Below are 22,565 nucleotides of genomic sequence, written 5' to 3' on the forward strand. Positions count from 1 at the left end.
GGACAGCAGCGTAGACAGGCAATGATTTAAGGCAAGAAAAGGCTCCGCAGAGCCTTTTGTGTTCAGAAGTGCGGCTGAATTTCGGCAAAGGATACCGAGCCAAACTTTGCCAGCGCAATCCGCAATGCTGACGGTGAGGGTGTAAGCAATTTATCGGGGAATTCGGCAAACCACAGATTGCCATCCGGGGTGGATTCCACCACGATTTGGTGTTCATTTTCCAATTGCACCAAGGACATTTGGATGCCGCGAATATTGGTGTCGGGGATAATTTCCATCCGCACAATGCCCTGTTTTCCGGAATCTTTAAGCAGCATCGCAACCTTCATTTTATCGTGTTGTAGCAGACACTGGTTGGTGGCGAGAAAGCATTCGCCCTGCAATTGCAGCGGCAGCATCGCAACTTGCTGCTCTACTGTCGGCTTGGGTTGGTCTTTTGTGACCCACAGATCCATCATGCCCCAGCCGCCGATGGCGAGTATTGGCGCAATCATAATGGCAATGCGCATGTGTAAAGGTTGGGCAAAGAACCAGCGTAACATCAAGCAATCTCCAGTTAAAACACAGCAGTTAGCATACACGAGTCATCACGGTATCGCTGTATTTTGCGGATTGAATTCCCTAGAATGCTTTGTCTTTGTTGTCTGTGCGCAGCAAGATTGCACCCGAAGGCTAACATGACCCAAAATTACCAGATCATACGTTTTTTACGCCGCAATATTCCTGCATTTGCCTGCGAGCCGGGTTGCCATGATTGTTGCGGGCCGGTCACGGCATCCAGTGAGGAAATTGCAGAGCTACCCGTTAAAAGCGAAGCGGAACATGCCGAGGCATTGGCTGATTGGCGTTGCCCCTATTTGGGGGAACAGGGTTGCACAGTGTATGCGGAACGCCCGCTGATTTGCCGCGTGTTCGGAACAACGCTGCGCTTGGCTTGCCCTAGGGGTAGAAAACCTGATGCATTGCTTGCTCCAACAGTTGAGCAGCAAGTATGGCAGTTTTTGCGGGAAACCCGGCAAGTGCTGTTGTGATCAATGTTGCAGATTTCAAGTTGAACTTGAGATTTGCAAAGACGAGAGTTAAGCTGTTGTCTTTATAGCCTTTATGCATTGAAACATACCCATGATTAAGCGTGATATTGCGCCAGAATTACTGGAAAGCAGCCGGGAATACCCCGTTGTTACCCTCTTTGGGCCGCGTCAGTCTGGGAAGACGGTATTGGCTCAGCAATGCTTTCCTGACAAGCCTTACTTTTTGCTGGAAGACCCGGATACCCGTCTTGCTGCCGAAACCGACCCGCGTGGCTTTTTATCGCAGATGCCTAATGGCGCGATTCTGGATGAAATTCAGCGCTTGCCGATCTTGCTGTCTTATTTGCAAGGCATTGTGGATAAGGCGCAGCAGCCGGGTATGTTTATCCTGACGGGCAGTCACCAGCCGGATTTGCATACAGCGGTTAGTCAGTCCCTAGCGGGGCGCACGGCTTTGCTCACTTTGTTGCCACTGACGCTGGAGGAAATTCGCCAAGTGCAGCCAGAATTGGATGTTTTTGAGCTGATTTACCAAGGCGCATTTCCGCGCTTGCACAGCCAGCAATTGCAGCCTAACCGTTTCTTTAATGGCTATTTGCAGACTTATGTGGAACGCGATGTGCGAGCCATTTTAAACATCAAAGATTTGAGCCGCTTTCAGCAGTTTTTAGTCTTGTTGGCAGGGCGAGTAGGGCAGGTGGTAAATTATTCATCACTCGGCAATGATGTAGGGGTGTCATCGACCACTATTCAACACTGGGTAAGCGTGTTAAAGGCGTCGTATATTTTGTTTGAATTGCCGCCGTTTTTCGCCAATATCCGCAAGCGCGTGATTAAGTCGCCCAAGTTATATTTTACCGATACCGGGCTGGCAGCATTTTTGCTGGGCATCCAATCAGCGGAACAAGTGGCGCGTGACCCGTTACGTGGCAATTTGTATGAAAACCTGATGATTCTGGAAATCCTTAAGGCACATTTGAACCGTGGATTGCGCCCGGATTTGTACTTTTACCGGGATTCGCAGGGCAATGAGGTGGATTTGCTGATTCGGCAGCGTCAGGGCTTGTTGCCGGTGGAAATCAAATCCTCTGCCACATTTTCCCCGGCGTTTCTCAAAGGAATCGACACATTCCGGGCGGTTTCCCCAGATTGTTTGCCTAACGGGATCGTGCTGTATAACGGGGAGCAAACCCATCAAATAGGACAGACACGGGTGTTAAATTTAACGCGGGAAAAACAGGGGTTAGCGGCACAGGGATTAGCGGCATGGGCTATGGCTTGAAACCTAGCGCCATAGCCGTTACAGCGCTGCCAGCTCGCCACTAAAAATCACTTTGCCTTGCGGGGTGTCGCTAGGTGGTTTATCCATCGGTTCGAGGCTGATGGCAAACTGGCTAACATTCGCCATTTCCTTCCAAGTTGCTTTATCAATGGGCATTCGATTTTCAGCATTGGCGGTGAGTGTGCCTATCCGCATGGGCTTTTTGCTGCTGTCTTTGTGAATACACCACACGGTTGGCATCATGTTGTCTTTGACTGGTAATGCACCGGCAGGCATATCGAAGGCGATTTCCATCGTTTCATGGTAGACCATAACCACGACCATTTTGTCTTGTTTTACCGGGGTTTTCATATTCGCCATGTAAATATCGGGCTGGGTGCTAAGGTTCAAGAGCAACACCGTGCCAACCGATGCAACGACGGCGGCAAATGCAGCTACGGGTATATGGCTCCACACACTCGCGAACCAGCTTTTTTGCGGCTTGGCAGATTTGCCTAACTGCAATTCTTTGCTGATCGCATTCCATACCCGCGCCGGTGGCGTTTCACTGGGAATCAGGGCTGCCAATGGCGCAAATTGTTGCTGGTAAGCGTTGGTGATTGCCCGCAAATAGAGGTGTTTGCGCATCAATTTTTCAAAGCGCAGGCGTGCTTTGCCCTGCAAGGTGCCAAGCGCGTAGGACATCGCGAGATGTTCAAAAATGTCTGGATTTTGGTAACGCTTCATTGTAAGCACCCCCGTAATTGTTCCAATCCACGCCGTATCCATGCTTTCACCGTGCCTAAGGGTTTTGCCAACGCTTGCGCCAGCTCATCATGGGTTTGCCCGTGGTAAAAGGCTTGCAGGATACAGTCGCGCTGTTCCGGTTTTAACTGGTCTAAGCAGTACAGCAGCCGCTGGGCATCTTCGCCCATTTGTTGCAACGCATCCGGCTCCGGTTCTAACGAGGCAAATTCCAGGGATTCGTATTCCACATCATCAACCACAACCGGGCGGCTTTGGGCTTGGCGCAGTTTGTCGAGTGCTTGGTTGCGTATGATCGTGGTCATCCACGTCATGGCACTGGCTTTGCTGGCGCTGAATTGTGCGGCGTGATGCCACACTTTGATAAAGCCTTCCTGCAACACGTCTTCCGCGAGTGCCGCGTCACGCAATAGCCGTTTGCACAGCGCAAACAAACGCGGGGACGTTGCGTCATACAGTTGCCGGAAGGCGGCTGCATCGCCTTGCCCGCTACGTTGCAGCAGTTCGTTCAGTGGTTCCATGATGTTCCTTATGCATTCTTATACGTTGGCTGGCTGCTGTTGGATGCACGCCACACAGAAAAAACTGATTGTAGACAGATTTAACGTTTCCTGCATCTGCTATCCGAACGGGGGCGTATATCGACATCATTAACACAATAGGACGAAGGAGTTCTCGATGAAACAAGCTATTACAGCTATTACGTTATCCGGCTTCCTGATGGGGGAATGCTGGCCTTTAAACGGATTTGTGAAACCGCTGACCTTGCTGGGTTTCCGTGTCTATGTTGCTTGGGTGTTTTTTGCATCCGGTTTGACCAAAATCCAGAGTTGGTCAAGCACACTTTATCTGTTTGAAGACGAGTATGCAGTGCCGTTGCTGTCGCCCGAATTAGCCGCGTATCTGGGGACAGCGGCTGAATTGGTCTTGCCGGTATTGTTGGCAATTGGGTTATTGACTCGCCCGGCGGCGTTAGCATTGTTTGTGTTTAATATTGTGGCCGTCATTGCCTACCCGTATCTGTTTACGATTGAAGGGGCGGGTGGTTTTTGGCAACACGTGTTCTGGGGCGCAATGATTTGGACGGTGTTCGTGTTTGGCCCCGGTAAATTCTCGTTGGATTTCCCGCTGAGTCACCGCTTGAGTCGCGCCTAACGTTTCGCTTCATGGAAAGGGCTGCTAATTGCAGCCCTTTCTGTCACCAAGTACATGTCAAATCGTTATTTTTTTGCGCCGCAGCTACCGTCCTTGTTTGCACCACAAGAACCGTCTTTCTTTGCGCCGCAGCTACCGTCCTTTTTCGCACCGCAAGAACCGTCTTGCTTGGCTCCGCAGCTACCGTCTTTTTTTGCGCCGCAAGAACCGTCCGCTGATTTTGCGTGCGTTGTGGTGTCAGCACTTTTGGCAGAAAAAGGGGAAGTGCCGTTGTTACTGCACGCAGTGAGTGCGCTACCCGCCAGAATGATCGTACCCAAAGACAGGGCGATGGAAAGTTTGTTGGATTTCATCGTGAACGCTCCTTTTGTTGTGGTTCGTTGCCATATACGCGGCGTATTTAGACTTAGATGCAATTTCTGTAAAAAGTTTTTAAAGTGCATCCAACCATCATGTCGATACGTAACAGGCATGGACGATAACCATAATCCGAAACAGGAATGATCATGCAAACAATCCTCCTTAATCCGAACGGTTTCCCTCGTTTCCAAGGTGCTGGGCTTGGCTTGCGCCGAGACCACTTGGCAACCTTGGAAAACCATGTTCCTGACTGCATCCGTTTTTTTGAAATAGCACCTGAAAATTGGATTGGAACGGACAAGGTCAGCAGCCAACGTCTGCGGGCTTTCACGGAGCGTTTCCCGTTTGTGTGCCACGGGCTTTCCTTATCGCTGGGTGGCTTAACCCCGCTGAATCTAGACTTGCTGGGCAAGCTCAAGCAGTTCATGCGCGACCATCAAATTCCACTGTATACCGAGCATTTATCATGGTGTTCGGATCATGGGCAGTTATACGACTTGCTCCCCATCCCGTTTACCGAGGATGCCATTAAACATACCGTCGCCCGCATCCGTCAGGCACAGGATGTACTGGGTGAGCGTATCGGGATCGAAAACGCTTCGTTTTACCTGCAAGCCCCCATCAGTGAAATGGATGAGGCCACCTTCATCAATGCGGTATTGGAAGAAGCCGATTGCCTGCTGCATCTGGATGTCAACAATGTGTACGTCAACAGCGTCAACCATGCGTATGACCCTTACGCATTTTTACGTCAATTGCCCAAGGAGCGAGTGGTTTACCTGCACATGGCAGGGCATTACCAACAAGAACCGAACTTGCTGATCGATACTCACGGCGCAGCCATCATTGACCCGGTGTGGGACTTGCTGGATTTCACCTATGCACAGTTTGGGGTACACCCCACCTTGCTGGAACGCGATTACAATATCCCGCCATTGGAAGAACTCCTTCCTGAAGTGGAACAGATTGCTCACTTGCAAAGGAAATACGCCGCATGAACGCCACTGAACAATACCAACGCACCTTTGCCGCCCATTTGCGCAACCCACAAGCCAACCCTGCCCCTGCCGGAGTGAACCCGCAGCGCATGGATGTTTACGTGGAACTGTTATTCAATAATGTGGAAGATTTTCTCAGTAGCTGTTTCCCTGTTATGCGCAGCATTTTGGATGACGGGCAGTGGAACGGTTTGGTGCGACAGTTTTACGCCGATCATGCTTGCCAAACGCCGTATTTCCGGGAAATACCGGCTGAATTTGTGCAATGGCTCACTTCGACTGCGCTCAGTGACCGCCCGCCGTTTTTACTGGAGTTGGCGCATTACGAATGGGTCGAAATACCGTTGATGCTGGATGAAGCTGACGTTGACTGGCGACCATTGGAGACCGACAGTGCTGAATTAGCGCGTAAAATCTGGAACGTGAACCCCGTCATGTTGCTGCAAAGCTACCAGTACCCGGTTCACCGTATCAGCCCGGATTTTCAGCCTGATGAACCGGAATCCACCCACCTTGTTTTGTTACGCAATACCCAAGGCAAAGTGGATTTTGTGGAGGTCAATGCGGTCACTGCCCGCCTGTTGCAGCTATTGCAGGAAGGCTTGGATACTCACGCGGCGGTTGCGCAACTCGCGCAGGAAATGCAGCATCCTGAACCCACCCAACTACTGGCATTTGCGGTACAGATCGTGCAACAACTGCATTCGCAGCAAGTACTGCTGGGGGCAGCTTAAAACTGTCCCCAGACAGACCGCTCTTTTAGAAATCGTGATGTTAAATGCTTGTTCCCAGTTGGGTCAGCCACGCCGGAGCATGGTCAAGCACCCATGTTTCCAGTTGTTTATCCACCCCGGTCAGGATGAACAACCCCAGCACCAGCAATAACACACCAAGGATTTGCTTGCCGTGTTTGCCCGCGTTCATCAGCTTGCCACGGATGCGCAGCATGGCTTCACGGGAAAGCGTTCCCAGCACAATCAAGGGGATACCCGCGCCGAGGCTGAACAGTGCCATCACCAAGGTGACTTCTGCCAATTGCTGACCTTGGCTTGCCAGCGCAATCGCCGCACCCAGCGTGGGGCCGACACACGGACTCCAGACAATCCCCAGCAATAAACCGATGACAAATTGTCCACCCAAACCATCCAGCGATACATGGGAAAGCAACTGATTGCCTGCCCCCGACAGCCCACTGGTAGCGGATGCCAGCTTTGCCTGCAAGCCGCTGGAAAGCAGGATCAAGCCAAACACCAATAAGATGATTGCGCCCGCATAGCGCAGGCTGGATTGGTCTAGTCCCAATGAGCCGCCAATGCTCAGGATCAGGATGCCTGCCGCCGTAAATGACACCATCAATCCCGCCGCCAATGCCAGCGGCCCGTAGCGGTGGCTGCTGGCAGCCGTGCCAACCAAAATCGGCACGAGTGGCAAAACACAAGGCGATAAAATCGAGAGGATGCCTGCTCCGAAGGCAAGCCCATAAGACCCTAAACCAATATCCATGCGTGGTTTCCTTTTAGCGTTAGCGTTGGTGATTAACGGGCTTTGGCGATTTCAGCCGCAAGAGCTGTTTTGTCGGTTTCACCGATGGTGCGGCTGACTTCGTTTTCGCCTTTGACCACTACCAGGGTGCTTTGCATCGGCACTTTAAAGTTTTTCACTACATCTTTTTGCGCGTCGAAATCGACCAGAAAAGCGGTGACATCCTTATTTTCCGGCGCTGCCAATAGTTCGGCAATGACAGGGGCTTGGGCGCGGCAAGTGGAACACCACGTCGCGTGAAAACGTACCAGCACGGGCTTGCCAGTGGCTTGTGCTGCGACAAACTGGGCGCGATCAAATGGCACTTCCGCCGCGAATGCATTTCCGGCAAAGGCGAAAGTTGCCAGCATCAGTAACAAGCCCTGAGAAAAACGTTGTTTTGCGTAGATAGACAGCATGACTAAAGCACTCCTTGAATAAAAAACGAAAAGAGCCACCACCGGACACCGCTTCCTTGCACTAACGATCCCTTTCCTTGCGTCTCGCAGTAGTCTTAAAACCTGTACGCCGATTGTTGTGTTGTGGATGCGAGATGATCGAAATTAACGCTTATGGTTAGATTTTGCCTTGTGCTACTGATTTTTTTGCATCCAACAAGCGAACGGGTGTGTATATGTCCTGAATTCACACAACAGGAACCAGACATATCATGCACACCAAAACACAAAAGCTTTCACTCTGCTTACTCAGCGGATCGCTAGTTTTCACAACACCACTTTGGGCAGAGGAAAAAGTAGTCACTGCCGATGAAGTCGTATCTGCCTTGGAAAAAACGTATGGTGTTCATATCGGTGAACGCCGCAACCATACTAAAGGAACGTGTGCAGCCGGTGAATTTATCGGTTTGCCGGAAGCCGCTGCTTACACACGCTCAGTGCTCTTTTCAGGCAAAACCATCCCGGTGATTGCCCGCTTCTCCATCCCTAGTGGTAATCCTACTATACCGGACACCGCCAAAAATCCACGGGGCATGGCGTTGGAGTTCAAGTTACCGGACAACAACCTTCATCACATAACCATGCTCAATACGCCCGTATTTGGAGCGGCTACCCCACAAACCTTCCTTGATGATATTGTGGCTAAAACGCCTGACCCTGCTACAGGCAAGCCGGATCCCGAAAAACTCAAAGCTTTCAAGGCAAGCCACCCTGACAGCCTTCCACAAGCCGAATTTCTGGAAAAAAACAACCCACCCATTAGCTGGGCAAACAGTAGTTATTTTGGCATTCACACCTTCAAATTTATCAATAAGGACGAGAAAACCACTCCAGTACGCTGGCGTTTTGTCCCACAGGATGGCGAAAAATCACTATCTGACAGCGAACTCAAGTCTTCACCCGCCAATTTCCTTGAACAGAAACTGATTGATCGCGCTAAAGAAAGCCCGGTTCGTTGGGACATGATGCTAACCCTTGGCGAACCCGGTGATCCCGATAACAACCCAACCTTATTATGGCCAAAGGAACGTAAAGAAATAAAAGTCGGCACGTTAAGCATTACCTCAGCAATGCCACAAAAGGGAGCTGAATGCGAAAAAATCAACTTTGACCCGCTGATCATGGCGGATGGCATTAAGCCAAGCGATGACCCTGTTCTCCTGTTCCGCTCACCCGGTTACGCCGTATCCTTTGGAAAACGCCTAAGTGGTAAATAACTTTCCATTTACCACAGGATTTAAGGAAAACGATGACGTTATTGAATGAATTACTTGTCCGCAGTGGACGAGGTGAAATCAAGGCATTTCAACAATTATACAAAAAATCCTCGCCTAATTTACTGGCTATCTGCAAGTATATATTACGTGATACCAGCTTGGCGGAAGATGTGTTGCAAGAAGGTTTTATTAATATCTGGAAACATGCATCACAATTCACTGCCAGTAAAGCTGATGCCATGACATGGATGGCGGTCATCGTGCGCAACCAAGCGCTAAACAAGCTGCGGGCGGCAAAAAGTCGCCCGCAGTTTGCGGATGTGGAGTATGAAACCCTTGAATTTCTTTCTAAAGAACCCGAACCAGATACCTTGTATCAACAAGGAAACGATGTACGTAATCTATTAAAATGTCTAGAACACCTTAAACCCGATCAGCGGGAGTGCGTTTTACGTGCATTTTATCATGGGCAAACGCATGAAGAACTTGCCAATACCCTAAATAAACCATTAGGAACAGTAAAAGCATGGATACGCCGAGGCTTGGAACAATTGAGAGGATGCCTTCAATGAAACGCTATAGAAACCCAGATGTTTTTGAACCTCTTGCGATGTCTTATGCCTTAGGAACCTTAAAAGGTAAAGCACGGCTACGCTTCGATAAACTAATGGAAAAACACCTATACCTACGTGAAGTAACGCTTGCTTACCAACAAAAGTTAGCACCATTATTAGGTTTGTTACCTCCAGAACAACCGTCGGCACGTATTTGGAAAAATATCTACAAAGAGATCAAAAACCAAGAAGGTCAACGCTCAACAACGTGGCTATTGCGTTTTGAAAACTATCTGCCTTGGTCAATTGCTACGCTTTCCTCGCTAACGGCATTCATTCTGACAGTGCTTTTTTTAAACGTTGACCATCAGCCGTCTGCCTATATGTCCTTGATGACATCCGCTGAACATACCAATAAAATGGTCGTGGCAGTCATTAAACAGACACCGATGGAAATAACATTTGATATGCCACATAAAACACTGCCACCAGACGAAAACATGACCCCGACTTTTTGGATTATACCTAAAAACGATGATCTACCGATTCGAGTGGGTGCATTGGTACGTGGTGGGAAATACCGAATGCCTATTAATAAGGCTTTATGGAAACAACTGGATAATACCAGTACATTTGCGATTAGCATGGAGCCTTTGAATTCCAGCCAGACCAATAAACCTTCAGGAGAAATAATATTCAGTGGTGATATGATTTCCCTCTGATTATATTTTTATATGAACCAATTTTATTCACAGGCAAATTCCATGCATCCATGACTTGCTCGGAAACGTAAGTGATTAGGCTCAGGCATTGTTTTTCCTAATAGCCTGTAACAAGCCTTTTTACAATCGAAGTTATGGAGTGTTTGTATGTTCATGTCTAAAACTGTCACAACATGGTTAAGCGCTGGTATTTTGTTGAGCTTGACACCTTACGCTATGGCTGATAAATCAATTACTTATCAGGTGGAAATTACGAATATAACGCAAGATCAGGTGTTTAGCCCGCCTTTGCTGGTATTACACTCATCTCGGCAACAACTGTTTTCACCTGGGCAAGCCGCTTCTCCTGGGCTGGCAACATTGGCAGAAACTGCTGGCACTGACTTATTGAAAGAGGAAATCACCAGTCTGTTTAGCAATGCGCAAGTAACTACGGGTACAGCCCCCATTCCCCCCGGCAAAACGGCCACTTATGAACTGTCTGGTGGTAATAAGCTTAGCCGTCTAAGCCTTGCTTCCATGCTGGTCAATACTAATGATGCTTTTGTATCCCTGAATGCGATTTCACCGCAAGGCAGTCACGTAGCCATTGCCTATGACGCGGGTAGCGAAGCCAACAATGAGTTATGCACCCACGTACCCGGCCCTGCGTGCCCTGGGTCTGCCAATTTGCGGGCGACAGACGCGGCGGAAGGCTTTATTCATGTCCATAACGGCATTCATGGGCAGGGAGATCTGAACGCTGCCAAGTATGACTGGCAAAACCCAGTAGCACTGGTGAATATCCGCCGCATACGCTAAGCCTTCAGGGTTACGGTCGAACCCATCTATGGATTCTACAAATGAAAATATTCTTGATTACAGCAATCACATACCTGATTGCCAGCTCGGCTGCCGTCCATGCGGGCAGCAACGCCTGTGCTCAGCCAGACGTCATCGGCGTGCAGGTATTAGGTTCAGGCGGACCCATTGCCGATGATGGGCGGGCGAGTTCTGGAAATTTGATCTGGCGTGATGGTAAATCCATCATGCTGATTGACACAGGCGGCGGTGTTTTTTTGCGCTTTGGGGAGGCCAAGGCAAAGATCGAAGACCTCGATCTAATCGCACTCACCCATTTTCATACCGATCACTCGGCGGATCTGCCAGCACTCATGAAAAGCGGTTTCTTCACCGATAGGACTCGAAATCTGCCGATCTCTGGGCCTTCCGGCAACCACTTTTTTCCGGGGATGAAGGATTTTCTGAACGCGATGTTTGGTAAAGATACCGGAGCATACCGTTATCTTTCGGGATTCCTCCATCTTTCGCGACCCCTTGATGGTGAGGCAGGATCTTTTTCACTCCAGCCTGTAGAGGTAGATGCCAGTAAAGAAACAGCAACGCCGGTGTTTTCTGCTGGCGATGTGCGTGTCAGTGCAGTAGGAGTACCTCACGGACCTGTGCCTTCTGTCGGTTATGTCATCGAGATTGGCGCATACAAGATTGTATTCAGCGCTGACCAAACCACGCTGGATACACGCTTGGCAAAGATCGCCCAGGATGCCGACTTGCTGGTGGCTAACCTTGCCATATCCGAAGAGACGACGGACGCGGTTGCAAAACGACTCCATGCCACGCCCTCCCAGATCGCCGATTTCGCTACGGCGATTAAGGCGAAAAAGCTTGTGCTGTCGCACCTGATGGCACGTAGCATCGAGCCACTTGATGAGAGCCTAACAATCATCGGGAAGCGCTATTCTGGCAAGGTTGTCGTTGCGGAGGATCTAATGTGTATTCCGATGTGATGAAAGGCAGGAATGCCGAAAAAATACGGATGGCTTGCATCCAAACCGCTGTAAGCCCCGTATAACCCTATACCTGACACAAGACTGACAGGTAAACGACAGAAAATTATTTTTAATGTATTTAAGGAGTTAAGACAATGAACATGAACAAACAAGTAATGGCTGCGGCACTGATGGCACTGGGCATGGCTGCAACCTCTGGTGCATTGTACGCCGCTGATGATGCCAAAGATGCCAAGGTCGAAATGGAAAAATGTTCCGGTATCGTCAAAGCTGGCATGAATGATTGCGGCGCAAACGGTCATGCGTGCGCAGGCCAAGCCAAGGCAGACAAAGACGCGGCTGAATGGATCAAACTTCCCAAAGGTACGTGTGAAAAAATCATGGGCGGTGTCGTCGTCGAAGACAAGAAAGGTTAAGCCATGAGCCATCCAGTCAAGGGTTGTGGTATCGGTTTGCGTTTCCAGCACATCGACACGATTGCGGATAGCAAGCCGCCCATCCCTTGGCTGGAAATTCTGACTGACAACTACCTGCTGCCCGGTAGTGTGCAGCAGGATTATTTGTTTGAAATTGCGGAACATTATCCGCTCACTTTCCACGGTGTTGGCATGTCGCTAGGCTCGACTGACCCGCTGGATACCGAATATTTTAGCCGTGTCAAAGCTTTGGTGGAGCGCGTGAATCCCGCGTGGGTTTCCGACCATTTGTGCTGGACATCGGTTCACGGGCTGGTCACTCACGACTTGATCCCGCTGCCTTACACTGATGAAACTGTCCGTCATGCTGCCCGCCGTATTCGCCAAGCGCAAGACATATTAGGACGCAGGCTGGTGATAGAAAACGTTTCCAGTTACCTGCAATACCAGCAATCAGTCATGAGCGAATGGGATTTTCTGTGCGCGGTGGCGGAAGCGGCGGATTGCGATATTTTACTGGACGTGAACAATATTTACGTCAGTGCTTGCAACCACGATTTTGACCCACTGGCTTATTTAAACGCCATTCCGGTGCAGCGGGTGCGCGAAATTCACCTTGCGGGCTACGAAGATCGGGGGACGCATTTGCTCGATACCCACGGCTATCCGGTCAGCGCTGCGGTTTGGGCATTGTATGCGCAAGCCATTCAGCGCTTTGGAGCGGTTCCTACCCTGATTGAGTGGGACAATAACGTGCCAGAATTGCCCGTTTTGTTGGCAGAAGCCACCAAAGCAGCGGAGGTGCAAGCGCGTGTCCTTGCCTGAACTGCAACAGCATTTTATTGCCGCTATTTTTAACCGCGATCAGCGTGACGCGGCGGCGTTGCTGGTTAAATCGCATGGCAAACTCGATGCGGCGCAACGGGTGGGTATTTACCGCAACAGCGTTCACGGCATTTTGTGGCAATACCTCGAATCGTTATACCCGGTGTGTCAGCAATTGCTGGGGGCGGAGTTTTTTGAAGCGGCGAGTGACCGTTACGTTGATCAACAGCCACCGACGCGCCCGTTTCTGGCGGAATACGGGGCAGGATTTGCGGATTTCCTCGCTGCCCACCCCGCTTTGCAACCGATGCAGTGGGTTGCGGATGTGGCAAGACTGGAATGGGCGCGGCATCAGGCATGGAATGCGGTTAACCAACCGGCGGGGGATTTTTCCCAACTCGCTACGCTGGATGCGGCGCAACAAGCGCGTTTGGTGTTGGCATTACCTGCTTCCGCACAATTATTGACGTCGGCTTACGCGATTCATCAGGTGTGGCTGGCGCATCAGCCGGAAGATGCCCCCGAAAAAGTGGCGTTGGAACAGCTTGAGTTACAGCAAACCCAGCACGTTTTGGTGTGGCGAGCTGGGCGGCGTTTGCACCAAGTGTTGTTGGATGAGGCAACGTGGGAATTTCTCAGTGCCATTCAGCAAGCCCAGAAGCTGCCGGAATTGGCGGAACGTTTTCAGGCGCAATTGCCCGCGTTGTTGATGACAGCGGTGCAACGCGGCTGGGTGTTGTCGTTCACAATACTTTAGGTGCGCTGATCAAACGCGGCACAATCTGGCGCACCACATCCATCGGCACAGCAAAACCAATCCCGTCTGACCCACCGGATAAGCTGTAAATCGCAACATTCACCCCAATCACGCGCCCGCTGCTGTCCAGCAAGGGTGCGCCGGAACTGCCGGGGTTAATCGCCGCATCGGTTTGAATCAAGTTGCTGATACCGCCGGTTTGCGGATCGCCGAAATTGCGCCCTAACGCGGAAATAATACCCGACGTGAAACTGCGGCCTAAGTCGAACGCATTGCTAATGCTGTAAACGTGCTGCCCGACTTTCAAATCCTTGCTGCTGTGGGTGTGTGCGGGGGCGGGTAGATTGGTAATATCGCGCAGTTTTAAGACGGCTAAATCGTATTCGTTGTCAGAATTAACCACGTCGGCTTCGCGTGCGCTTTGGTCTTCAAAGCTCACAGTCAGGGTCTTGTAGCCAGAAACCAAGTGCTGCGTGGTGACAATATGCCCCTTCGCGTCCCACAGGAAACCCGTACCCGTGGCAATTTCCCCGAATGCATCCGGCTCTTGCTCTTCGGCATGAATACACACCACCGCTGGATTGGCGCGGTCATAGATGGCAATCGTTTGGCGTTCTTCAACGCGCAACAGGCTACAGCCATTCAGCATGAAGCCTGCTAAAGCGATGATAAGCAATTTTTTTTTCATTGTGTGACCAGTGTCTTTGGTTACTAAGAAGCGCAAGAGTAACACAAATGACACGCTGACTAGTGTCGTAAATGCATCAAATGTTGCTAAAAAGTCACTTTACAATAATGCTGAATTAATCCACAAGTGCGCGTAAATACTGACGATATAACCGAGCGCTACCGCCCACGTCCATTTCAAATGCGACATAAACGTGTAAACACCGCGTGCTTGCCCCATCAATGCCACCCCTGCTGCTGAGCCAATCGACAGCAACGAACCACCCACACCCGCCGTCAACGTGACCAATAACCATTGCCCGTGCGACATATCGGGATGCATGGTAATGACCGCAAACATCACCGGAATATTATCCACGACCGCTGACAGCAAGCCGATCATCACGTTTGCCCAAGTCGCGCCCATGTCGGTATAAAGTACTTCGGAAACCAGTGCGAGGTAGCCAAATGCCCCCAAGCCGCCGACACACAAAATAACGCCGTAGAAGAACATCAGCGTGTCCCACTCGGAACGTTGCAATTGGTTGTAAATGTCGAACCGCCCGATACCTTCTTCGTTGTCGTTGCTGGCATCATTATCTGAGATTTTCAAATACCAGCCAAACACTTGCAGCACCCCAAGCCCGGTCATCATCCCCAACACCGGCGGCAGGTGCAGTGAGTTGTGGAAGATGACAGCGGTGGCTATGGTCGCAATGAACAGCGCCAGCACCACAAAGCCCCCGCGTTTGACTGCCACGTTGTCGTTGACCGCCGCCGGTTTCCCTTTTTCAACGAAGAACGACATGATCAGTGCAGGGATAAACCAATTGAGCAGCGAGGGAATAAATAATGCGAAAAATTCGCCAAATTTCACTAAGCCCGCTTGCCAAACCATCAGCGTGGTAATGTCACCAAACGGACTCCATGCGCCGCCTGCATTCGCCGCCACGACTAAGTTGATACAGCCCATCGCGACAAAGGCGGGTTTGTCGGCAGCAACCGCCATCAACACGGCTGCCATCAACAGCGCCGTCGTTAAATTGTCGGCGACAGGGGAGATGAAAAATGCCATCAACCCGGTGATCCAGAAAATCCAATACAGCGAAAAGCCTCTGGATACCAACCAAGAGCGTAACGCCGCAAACATATTGCGCTCTTCCAAAGTATTGATGAAGGTCATCGCGGCGAGCAGGAATAGGAACAACTGCCCGTATTCCAGCAGGTTGTGATTGAGGATTTCAGTCATCTGTTCCTGTCTGCCTGCGCTGGTATACGCAATCGCAACCAGTACCCAGATAATGCCCGCCGCAACAATCACGGGTTTGGATTTGCGCATGTGCAGGTGTTCTTCCGCAATCACCAAGCCATACGCAAAAATGAAGAGAATTAACGCCGTTAAACCCAACGCGGTGGCGGTCAGATTAACCACTTCAGTACCACCGCCGCCGTTACTGGCAAAACTGAGAGCGGGCAGTAGTAACGTAAGAAGTCCGGTAAAACAGGCTAACGGGAACGTCGATTTCATTCATCACACCTTTTGCTGCTGCATAACAGCCCGATTATGCCAAAAAAAAGACCCCCGAAGGAGTCTTTTTTCAAATCGAGTGGAGAGTCGATTTAGTGAGTAGCAGCACCCGCACCACGTGGGATACGAACGTCTTCAACCAAGTGTTGAATATGTTCTGGTGGCGGAGCGGTAAAGCGGGAAACGATAAATGCAACCACGAAGTTCGCAATCGCACCGATTGTACCAAACGCTTCAGGGGAGATACCCAAGAACCAGTTCGCGGGAATGTTAGGCGCCATTTCTGTGCCCTTGATGAAGAACCAGCCTTTGAACCAGAAAATGTATACCAGTGTCAAGCCGATACCCGCCAACATCCCGGAGATAGCACCCGCAGTGTTCATGCGCTTGGAGAAGATACCCATCATCAGCACAGGGAAGATGGAGGATGCCGCCAAACCAAACGCCAGCGCCACGACTTCTGCCGCAAAGCCCGGTGGGTTCATACCCATGTAGCCTGCCAGAATGATAGCGATGGTGATTGCGATACGGGAAGCCATCAACTCGTTCTTTTCAGAGATGTTGGGTGTGAAGATACCTTTCATCAAGTCATGCGAAACGGAAGAGGCGATCGCCAACAACAAGCCTGCTGCTGTAGACAGTGCCGCTGCGATACCACCGGCGGCTACCAGTGCGATAACCCAGTTCGGCAAGCCTGCGATTTCTGGGTTAGCCAGTACCATGATGTCGTTGTCGACTTTAGTGACTTCGTTACCTTTCCAACCAAAATCAGCAAACTTTTTGGTCTTCTCGTCAGTCATGTACTTGGTCATGGCTTCATCAGCCGCAGTCTTAGCGGTGTCAACCTTAGCTTGAGCGGCTGCGGTATCACCGGCTTTGTCCTGCGCTTCTTTCAGTGCTTTTTCAGCAGCGCCCAAGTCAGCTTGCGCTTTGCTCAGAGCACCGTCGTTGTAGTACTGGATTTTGCCATCGCCGTTCTTGTCTTTGAAGGAGATCAAGCCGGTTTTTTCCCAGTTCGCCATCCATGCTGGACGTGCATCCATTGCCAAGTTGCCATCAGCCGCACCGACTTCGCCGGTTTGGATGGTGTTCACCAAGTTCAAACGCGCCATTGCGCCAACTGCTGGTGCAGTGGTGTAAAGGATAGCGATGAAGATCAATGCCCAACCCGCAGAAGAACGTGCATCCTTAACAGAAGCTACGGTGAAGAAACGGATAATAACGTGTGGTAAACCCGCTGTACCGATCATCAGCGTCATGGTTAACATGAAAGTGTTAATCATGGAATCGCTTGGCACAGTGTATGCCTTGAAGCCCAGTTCGGTGATGACTTGATCCAGTTTATCCAGCATGAAAACACCGCTGCCGTCACCCATGGTAGAACCTAAGCCCAATTGTGGGATGGGGTTGCCAGTCAGGTTGAAGGAGATGAACATAGCCGGAATGGTGTAAGCCAAGATCAACACCACGTATTGCGCGATTTGCGTGTAGGTAATGCCTTTCATGCCGCCGAAAGCCGCATAGAAGAACACGATGACCATACCCACAACCAGACCCATTTCCATGGAAACGCCCAAGAAACGTGAGAAGGTAACGCCTACACCTTTCATCTGACCGATTACATAAGTCAAAGAAATAACGATCAAGCAAGCCACAGCCACGATACGCGCTGTTCTGGAGTAGTAACGGTCGCCAACGAACTCAGGCACGGTAAATTTACCGAATTTACGCAGGTACGGTGCTAATAGCATTGCCATCAGTACGTAACCACCTGTCCAACCCATCAGGTAAGCCGAAGCGTCATAGCCTTTGAAAGCAATGATACCCGCCATCGAGATGAAGGAAGCCGCTGACATCCAGTCCGCTGCTGTTGCCATACCGTTTTGGATGGAGGTAACACCGCCGCCTGCAACGTAAAAGTCACTGGTAGAGCCAGCACGCGCCCACCATGCAATCGCAAAGTACAGCACGAAGCTCGCGCCGACAATTAAATACGTCCAAATTTCAAGTTCTGTCATGTCTCTCTCCTTATTCGTGAACGTCAAATTGGCGGTCGATTTGTCCCATGCGCCATGCATAGAAGAAAATCAAAGCCACGAACACGTAAATTGAACCTTGCTGGGCGAACCAGAAACCAAGTTTGTAACCGCCGATTTGGATGGTATTCAGTTGATCAAGCAACAAAATACCAAAACCGAACGACACGACGAACCAAATAACCAAGCAAATAGAGAGCAAGCGAACGTTCGCTGCCCAGTACGCCTTTGCAGACCTATCTAACATAATAAGACTCCTCCGTTGTTGTATAAACCCCATGAGTTTAGCCTGAATACAAATCATCAAGCAATCACCAAAACAAACATTTTCAGGGATTGCACGACATTTTGTAGATTCTTAAGCGGTGTTTGGGCAGATAAAAGGCGTGTTTACCGGGTATACTCGTGAAAATTGTCGACAATCTGCAATTTTGCCAGTGACAAAAAGTTGACAGTGCGGTGTCGCGTTTATGCCTAGGGATGTAATTTACCCTCATTTGGTGCATAAAATGAATTGCACTGTTTTGGTGCTTTATAGGGGGGCATACCGAACGCTTGCGTATGTTCTAATCCTAAAACACTGAAAAGCATGAGTAAATTTTTATGGCACTGAACTTGCATTGTTTTTGTAATGAATAATACTAGCCTGAAAAAAAGTGACCTACTGGATACCCTGACTTGCGCCATTGTGGTGCTAGATACAGGGCTTGCGGTTGTTTACATGAATCAATCGGCTGAAATACTGTTTGGGCAGAGTCAGCAGCGGGCGATGGGAATGCCTGTTTCGTCGTTATTACGCAGCCGGGAAGTGCTGGAGCATTTGGAACTGGCGTTGCGTTTGAGCGACCCGCAATCCATTCGCGAATGCCCGATTGAACTGGCCAGTAGCGAAGCCATTACCATTGATTGCGTGATTACTCCGATTACCTTGCGCGACTGGCATAATCACTTATTGCTGGAGGTGCATCGCATTGACCGCAAATTGCGCATTGTGCGCGAAGATCAGGTCATTCACCAACAACAAGCCGTGCATGAGTTGGTGCGCGGGATTGCACACGAAATCAAAAACCCGCTGGGCGGTTTGCGCGGTGCTGCTCAATTGTTAGAGGGCGAGTTAGACAGCCCCGAACTCAAAGAGTATACCCAAATCATTATTTCCGAAGCTGACCGCCTCAAGCATTTGGTTGATGGCATGTTAGGCCCTAGCCGCTTGCCGCATACCGAGAGCGTGAATATCCATGAAGTATTGGAGCATGTACGGCATCTCGTCAGCGCAGAAGTAGCGGCTGATGTGCAGTTTATCCGCGATTACGATCCCAGTTTGCCGGAATTTCAAGGCGATCGTAATCAATTGGTGCAAGTGGTGCTCAATATTGTTAATAACGCCACCCGCGCGTTGGCGGGCAGTGGGTTAATTTTATTGCGCACGCGCATTTTACGGCAATTCACCATCCAACAAATTCGCTACCGCCACGTGCTGAAAGTTGATATTTGCGACAATGGCCCCGGCGTGCCAGAACATTTGCAGGATAAATTATTCTTGCCCATGGTTAGCGGACACTCCGAAGGTAGTGGTCTGGGTTTGGCAATCGCACAAACCTTGGTACGCCGTCATAAGGGCTTGATTCATTGCGAATCGGTTCCCGGAAATACGTGTTTTTCGATTCTGATTCCATTGGAGGAAGACCATGCTGCCTGTTGAAAACGTCTGGGTTGCGGATGATGATCGCTCGATCCGCTGGGTATTGGAACGTACTCTGCAAAAAGCAGGCATTGACGTGCGCAGTTTCGAGACTGCCGATCAAGTCATTACCGCGTTGCGCACGGAACAACCCGATGCGCTGATTACCGATATTCGGATGCCGGGTACGGATGGACTGATTTTATTGGAACGGATGCAGCGCGAACACCCGATGATTCCGGTGATCATTATGACCGCGCATTCCGATCTTGAAAGCGCAGTATCGGCCTACCAAGGCGGCGCATTTGAATACCTGCCCAAGCCGTTCGATGTGAATGACGCGCTGGAATTGGTGCGCCGCGCCTGCAAAATGCGCCGCGAGCGTGAAGGCGAAAAAGCGGCCGATCCGGTGCTGGAGTTGCTGGGGGGGCGCGATATTATTGGGCACGCACCCGCCATGCAGGAAGTGTTTCGGGCGATTGGGCGCTTATCCAAATCCAGCATTACCGCGCTGATTACCGGCGAATCCGGCACCGGCAAGGAATTGGTTGCCAAAGCCTTGCACACCCACAGCCCGCGTTCTACCAAGCCGTTTATTGCGCTGAATACCGCCGCGATTCCGCGCGAGTTGCTAGAGTCCGAACTGTTTGGGCACGAAAAAGGTGCATTCACGGGCGCTTATGCACAACGCAAAGGACGCTTTGAACAAGCCGACGGCGGCGCACTGTTTTTGGACGAAATTGGCGATATGCCTGCCGAATTGCAAACCCGTTTGCTGCGCGTGTTGGCGGAAGGCACCTTTTACCGCGTCGGTGGGCATACCCCGGTGAAAGTCGATGTGCGCATCATTGCAGCAACGCACCAGCATTTGGAAGAGTTGGTACACAAGGGGCAATTCCGTGAGGATTTGTTCCACCGCTTGAATGTTATCCGCATTCATAATCCACCGTTGCGTGAGCGCCGCGAAGACATTCCGTTATTGTTGAATCACTTTTTGCACCGTGCGGCGGAAGAGTTACAGGTGGAGGTTAAATCTTTGTCCACACGGGTGACAGAGCACCTGCAAACCCTGCCTTGGCAGGGCAATGTGCGCCAATTGGAAAACACTTGCCGCTGGTTGACGGTGATGGCATCCGGGCGTGAAATTGTCATGGATGATCTTCCAGCAGAATTGCTTGAAGTCGATCCGGGTAAAACCGAAGTGCCGGATAATTGGGAAAAAGCCTTGGCGCATTTTGCCGATTACAAACTCAATAAGGGTGACGTTAATCTGCTGACTGAACTCAACCCGATCTTTGAACGCATTCTGTTGCAGGCGGCACTCAAGAAAACCGGCGGGCGCAAGATTGAAGCGGCGGATTTGCTGGGGTGGGGGCGCAATACGCTCACCCGCAAACTTAAGGAATTGGAAGTCGAAGATGTTTAAACCGAATGCTTACGCCATGATAAATGGTGATTGTACAGCACGCTGAAAAATAGCGTGCTTTCCAGCAGGCGCTTGAGCCGGAACAGACGCGGTTCCGTGACCAAGCGCCAAAGACCTTCCAGACCCGCTTGTTGCAACAGGCGCGGCGCACGTTTTACTTGCCCTGCGACGAAATCGAACGTTCCACCGCAGCCCACGGCTAAACGCACCTGTTGCTGTTGCAGGAAGCCGAGGTTGTCGTTAATCCAATACTCTTGTTTCACCGAACCAAACGCGACGAACAAAAAATCGGGTTTGAATTGGCTGATTTGCGCTCTGATGGCGTCATTGTGGGCAGGGCTGAAAGGGTAGGTGGCGTAAGGCGGTGAGTAGCCTGCAATGTTTAGGGCGTAGGTCGCCCGTATGCGTTGCACTGCCACGGCGTTTGCTGTGGCAGTTCCACCCAATAAAAACAAGCTTTTACCGTGTTGTTGGGCGTGCTCACAAGCATCATAAATGAAGTCTGAGCCACTGATTTTACTAAAGTGTTTGGTGGGGTTTAATAAGCGTGCAAAAAAGTAGGGAATCTGACCATCGAAAGTGGCGCAATTAGCATTGATAATGTCACGGAACAGTTTGTTACGGCTGGCTTTGACAATGAACTCTGCATTGACGGTAACAACAAAGTGCGTCGCGCTATCTTCCTTGAATAATTCCGCCTGTTCTAAGCCGCGAAACCTGATGCCGCAGAACTGTATCGAGTTCATCATTATTCTCCGTTACATAACTTAATTATAAGCAAATATTCTTTGGGATTTAGAGTTATTTTTAATCTTTTGAACAAAAAAAATTTATGGAAAAAATAGCATATTGTTTATTTTTTAGTTAGATCTTTGAAATAAAATATAAGATCAACTTTATTAATGTTTATTTTTAATAAACTATATAAAGAATAAGCAATGACCAGTTAAAAAATTTTGTTTAAAAAAGCACGATTGTTGCTTGAATATTACAGAATATGGCTTATGCTTATTTAGTCCCCAGCGAGGGGATGAGTGTAGATTAGTGAAATATTATGGAGTATTAAAGTTATGAAAGGGATTGCAGCACTTTCTGCCGCGTTGTTGTTGTCAAGCGCTTCCGCATTTGCGACCGATGTCGATGTTGATATGTTGATTCACGATGTTGAAATTTACCAAGCACAAGACGGTACTGATTTGACGCAACGTGCGATCATTTCTCATGTTAACGATAAGTTTGATGGTCGGGCAAAAATCTATGTCCATAATTCAAAGATCTATCAAAAACAAACCGGGCAGAAAGGCTCTCAGTCGGCTACTATTGCGACTATTTATGAAGACACTACCCAGTCTAAATAAGTGAAAATGTCCCCGCCCTTATTTTAAAGAGCGGGGGCTG

Annotated in this window: 27 protein-coding genes; 16 read left to right on the top strand and 11 right to left on the bottom strand. The window is 50.0% G+C overall.

Translation table 11 applies throughout. From position 1 onward, the window contains the following. Positions 1 to 62: 62 nt before the first annotated feature. Positions 63 to 542: a hypothetical protein gene (locus tag L3K52_07145; protein UOG93493.1), complete on the bottom strand. Its 480-nt coding sequence runs from the start codon at positions 540 to 542 to the stop codon at positions 63 to 65. Between the two features lie 135 nt (positions 543 to 677). On the opposite strand from L3K52_07145, the gene L3K52_07150 reads away from it, so the two are divergent. Both L3K52_07150 and L3K52_07155 read left to right on the top strand, forming a co-directional pair. Next, positions 678 to 1,031: a YkgJ family cysteine cluster protein gene (locus L3K52_07150; GenBank protein UOG93494.1), complete on the top strand. Its 354-nt coding sequence runs from the start codon at positions 678 to 680 to the stop codon at positions 1,029 to 1,031. Positions 1,032 to 1,122: 91 nt separating this feature from the next. Continuing rightward, positions 1,123 to 2,313: an ATP-binding protein gene (locus L3K52_07155; GenBank protein UOG93495.1), complete on the top strand. Its 1,191-nt coding sequence runs from the start codon at positions 1,123 to 1,125 to the stop codon at positions 2,311 to 2,313. An 18-nt stretch (positions 2,314 to 2,331) separates the two neighbouring features. Here L3K52_07155 and L3K52_07160 read toward each other — a convergent pair whose 3' ends face one another. Beyond that, positions 2,332 to 3,039, bottom strand: a complete 708-nt coding sequence (locus L3K52_07160) for an anti-sigma factor (protein UOG93496.1) — start codon at positions 3,037 to 3,039, stop codon at positions 2,332 to 2,334. Further along, entirely contained in the window at positions 3,036 to 3,578 is a 543-nt protein-coding gene (locus L3K52_07165; GenBank protein UOG93497.1) for a sigma-70 family RNA polymerase sigma factor, read from the bottom strand. The genes L3K52_07160 and L3K52_07165 overlap by 4 nt, the downstream gene beginning before the upstream one ends. Before the next feature lie 157 nt (positions 3,579 to 3,735). Here L3K52_07165 and L3K52_07170 point away from each other — a divergent pair, with 157 nt between their 5' ends. After that, the gene (locus L3K52_07170) at positions 3,736 to 4,212 is read left to right on the top strand and encodes a DoxX family protein (protein ID UOG93498.1); all 477 of its coding nucleotides are present in this window, start codon (positions 3,736 to 3,738) and stop codon (positions 4,210 to 4,212) included. 65 nt (positions 4,213 to 4,277) lie between these two features. On the opposite strand, the gene L3K52_07175 is transcribed toward L3K52_07170, so the two are convergent. Beyond that, positions 4,278 to 4,565, bottom strand: coding sequence for a hypothetical protein (locus tag L3K52_07175; GenBank protein ID UOG93499.1), 288 nt, complete (start codon positions 4,563 to 4,565; stop codon positions 4,278 to 4,280). 153 nt (positions 4,566 to 4,718) lie between these two features. Here L3K52_07175 and L3K52_07180 point away from each other — a divergent pair, with 153 nt between their 5' ends. Together L3K52_07180 and L3K52_07185 are read left to right on the top strand one after the other, a co-directional pair. Further along, positions 4,719 to 5,570, top strand: coding sequence for a DUF692 domain-containing protein (locus L3K52_07180; protein UOG93500.1), 852 nt, complete (start codon positions 4,719 to 4,721; stop codon positions 5,568 to 5,570). Further along, positions 5,567 to 6,304 carry a putative DNA-binding domain-containing protein gene (locus L3K52_07185; GenBank protein ID UOG93501.1) on the top strand — a complete coding sequence of 246 codons (738 nt, stop codon included), beginning with the start codon at positions 5,567 to 5,569 and terminating at the stop codon, positions 6,302 to 6,304. The genes L3K52_07180 and L3K52_07185 overlap by 4 nt, the downstream gene beginning before the upstream one ends. A 40-nt stretch (positions 6,305 to 6,344) precedes the next feature. On the opposite strand, the gene L3K52_07190 is transcribed toward L3K52_07185, so the two are convergent. Both L3K52_07190 and L3K52_07195 read right to left on the bottom strand, forming a co-directional pair. Beyond that, complete coding sequence (locus tag L3K52_07190) at positions 6,345 to 7,073, bottom strand: cytochrome c biogenesis CcdA family protein (protein ID UOG93502.1); 729 nt, start codon at positions 7,071 to 7,073, stop codon at positions 6,345 to 6,347. A gap of 32 nt (positions 7,074 to 7,105) precedes the next feature. Further along, positions 7,106 to 7,510 (bottom strand): thioredoxin family protein, encoded by a 405-nt coding sequence (locus L3K52_07195; GenBank protein ID UOG93503.1) that lies wholly within the window; start codon positions 7,508 to 7,510, stop codon positions 7,106 to 7,108. A gap of 251 nt (positions 7,511 to 7,761) precedes the next feature. On the opposite strand from L3K52_07195, the gene L3K52_07200 reads away from it, so the two are divergent. The 8 genes from L3K52_07200 to L3K52_07235 all read left to right on the top strand — a co-directional run bounded on the left by L3K52_07200 (position 7,762) and on the right by L3K52_07235 (position 13,830). Beyond that, positions 7,762 to 8,766, top strand: a complete 1,005-nt coding sequence (locus L3K52_07200) for a catalase family peroxidase (GenBank protein ID UOG93504.1) — start codon at positions 7,762 to 7,764, stop codon at positions 8,764 to 8,766. 32 nt (positions 8,767 to 8,798) lie between these two features. Next, on the top strand, positions 8,799 to 9,338 hold the full coding sequence (locus L3K52_07205) for a sigma-70 family RNA polymerase sigma factor (protein UOG93505.1): 540 nt from the start codon (positions 8,799 to 8,801) through the stop codon (positions 9,336 to 9,338). Continuing rightward, positions 9,335 to 10,042 (top strand): anti-sigma factor, encoded by a 708-nt coding sequence (locus L3K52_07210; protein UOG93506.1) that lies wholly within the window; start codon positions 9,335 to 9,337, stop codon positions 10,040 to 10,042. The genes L3K52_07205 and L3K52_07210 overlap by 4 nt, the downstream gene beginning before the upstream one ends. Before the next feature lie 147 nt (positions 10,043 to 10,189). Continuing rightward, complete coding sequence (locus L3K52_07215) at positions 10,190 to 10,843, top strand: spondin domain-containing protein (GenBank protein UOG93507.1); 654 nt, start codon at positions 10,190 to 10,192, stop codon at positions 10,841 to 10,843. A 41-nt stretch (positions 10,844 to 10,884) separates the two neighbouring features. Further along, positions 10,885 to 11,829: an MBL fold metallo-hydrolase gene (locus L3K52_07220; protein UOG93508.1), complete on the top strand. Its 945-nt coding sequence runs from the start codon at positions 10,885 to 10,887 to the stop codon at positions 11,827 to 11,829. 137 nt (positions 11,830 to 11,966) lie between these two features. Then, positions 11,967 to 12,248 carry a DUF2282 domain-containing protein gene (locus L3K52_07225; GenBank protein ID UOG93509.1) on the top strand — a complete coding sequence of 94 codons (282 nt, stop codon included), beginning with the start codon at positions 11,967 to 11,969 and terminating at the stop codon, positions 12,246 to 12,248. 3 nt (positions 12,249 to 12,251) lie between these two features. Continuing rightward, positions 12,252 to 13,073, top strand: coding sequence for a DUF692 domain-containing protein (locus L3K52_07230; GenBank protein ID UOG93510.1), 822 nt, complete (start codon positions 12,252 to 12,254; stop codon positions 13,071 to 13,073). Beyond that, positions 13,060 to 13,830, top strand: a complete 771-nt coding sequence (locus tag L3K52_07235; GenBank protein ID UOG93511.1) for a putative DNA-binding domain-containing protein — start codon at positions 13,060 to 13,062, stop codon at positions 13,828 to 13,830. The genes L3K52_07230 and L3K52_07235 overlap by 14 nt, the downstream gene beginning before the upstream one ends. Here L3K52_07235 and L3K52_07240 read toward each other — a convergent pair. The 4 genes from L3K52_07240 to L3K52_07255 all read right to left on the bottom strand — a co-directional run bounded on the left by L3K52_07240 (position 13,817) and on the right by L3K52_07255 (position 18,307). Beyond that, on the bottom strand, positions 13,817 to 14,518 hold the full coding sequence (locus tag L3K52_07240) for a trypsin-like peptidase domain-containing protein (GenBank protein ID UOG93512.1): 702 nt from the start codon (positions 14,516 to 14,518) through the stop codon (positions 13,817 to 13,819). The two genes, L3K52_07235 and L3K52_07240, sit on opposite strands and share 14 nt — an antisense overlap. Positions 14,519 to 14,617: 99 nt before the next feature. Next, positions 14,618 to 16,024: a sodium:proton antiporter NhaD gene (gene nhaD, locus L3K52_07245; GenBank protein ID UOG93513.1), complete on the bottom strand. Its 1,407-nt coding sequence runs from the start codon at positions 16,022 to 16,024 to the stop codon at positions 14,618 to 14,620. Positions 16,025 to 16,116: 92 nt separating this feature from the next. Next, positions 16,117 to 18,042 carry a VC_2705 family sodium/solute symporter gene (locus L3K52_07250; GenBank protein ID UOG93514.1) on the bottom strand — a complete coding sequence of 642 codons (1,926 nt, stop codon included), beginning with the start codon at positions 18,040 to 18,042 and terminating at the stop codon, positions 16,117 to 16,119. Positions 18,043 to 18,052: 10 nt separating this feature from the next. After that, positions 18,053 to 18,307 carry a DUF4212 domain-containing protein gene (locus L3K52_07255; GenBank protein ID UOG93515.1) on the bottom strand — a complete coding sequence of 85 codons (255 nt, stop codon included), beginning with the start codon at positions 18,305 to 18,307 and terminating at the stop codon, positions 18,053 to 18,055. A gap of 384 nt (positions 18,308 to 18,691) precedes the next feature. Here L3K52_07255 and L3K52_07260 point away from each other — a divergent pair, with 384 nt between their 5' ends. Together L3K52_07260 and ntrC are read left to right on the top strand one after the other, a co-directional pair. Continuing rightward, entirely contained in the window at positions 18,692 to 19,762 is a 1,071-nt protein-coding gene (locus L3K52_07260; protein UOG93516.1) for an ATP-binding protein, read from the top strand. Next, entirely contained in the window at positions 19,749 to 21,167 is a 1,419-nt protein-coding gene (ntrC, locus tag L3K52_07265; GenBank protein ID UOG93517.1) for a nitrogen regulation protein NR(I), read from the top strand. Before L3K52_07260 ends, ntrC begins: the two co-directional genes overlap by 14 nt. Here the strand turns inward: ntrC and L3K52_07270 are convergent. After that, positions 21,164 to 21,916, bottom strand: coding sequence for a WecB/TagA/CpsF family glycosyltransferase (locus tag L3K52_07270; GenBank protein UOG93518.1), 753 nt, complete (start codon positions 21,914 to 21,916; stop codon positions 21,164 to 21,166). The genes ntrC and L3K52_07270 overlap by 4 nt on opposite strands. A gap of 321 nt (positions 21,917 to 22,237) precedes the next feature. Here L3K52_07270 and L3K52_07275 point away from each other — a divergent pair, with 321 nt between their 5' ends. Continuing rightward, positions 22,238 to 22,525 carry a hypothetical protein gene (locus L3K52_07275; GenBank protein UOG93519.1) on the top strand — a complete coding sequence of 96 codons (288 nt, stop codon included), beginning with the start codon at positions 22,238 to 22,240 and terminating at the stop codon, positions 22,523 to 22,525. Positions 22,526 to 22,565: the final 40 nt, after the last annotated feature.

It is taken from the genome of Candidatus Thiothrix sulfatifontis (assembly GCA_022828425.1).
Lineage (GTDB): Bacteria > Pseudomonadota > Gammaproteobacteria > Thiotrichales > Thiotrichaceae > Thiothrix > Thiothrix sulfatifontis.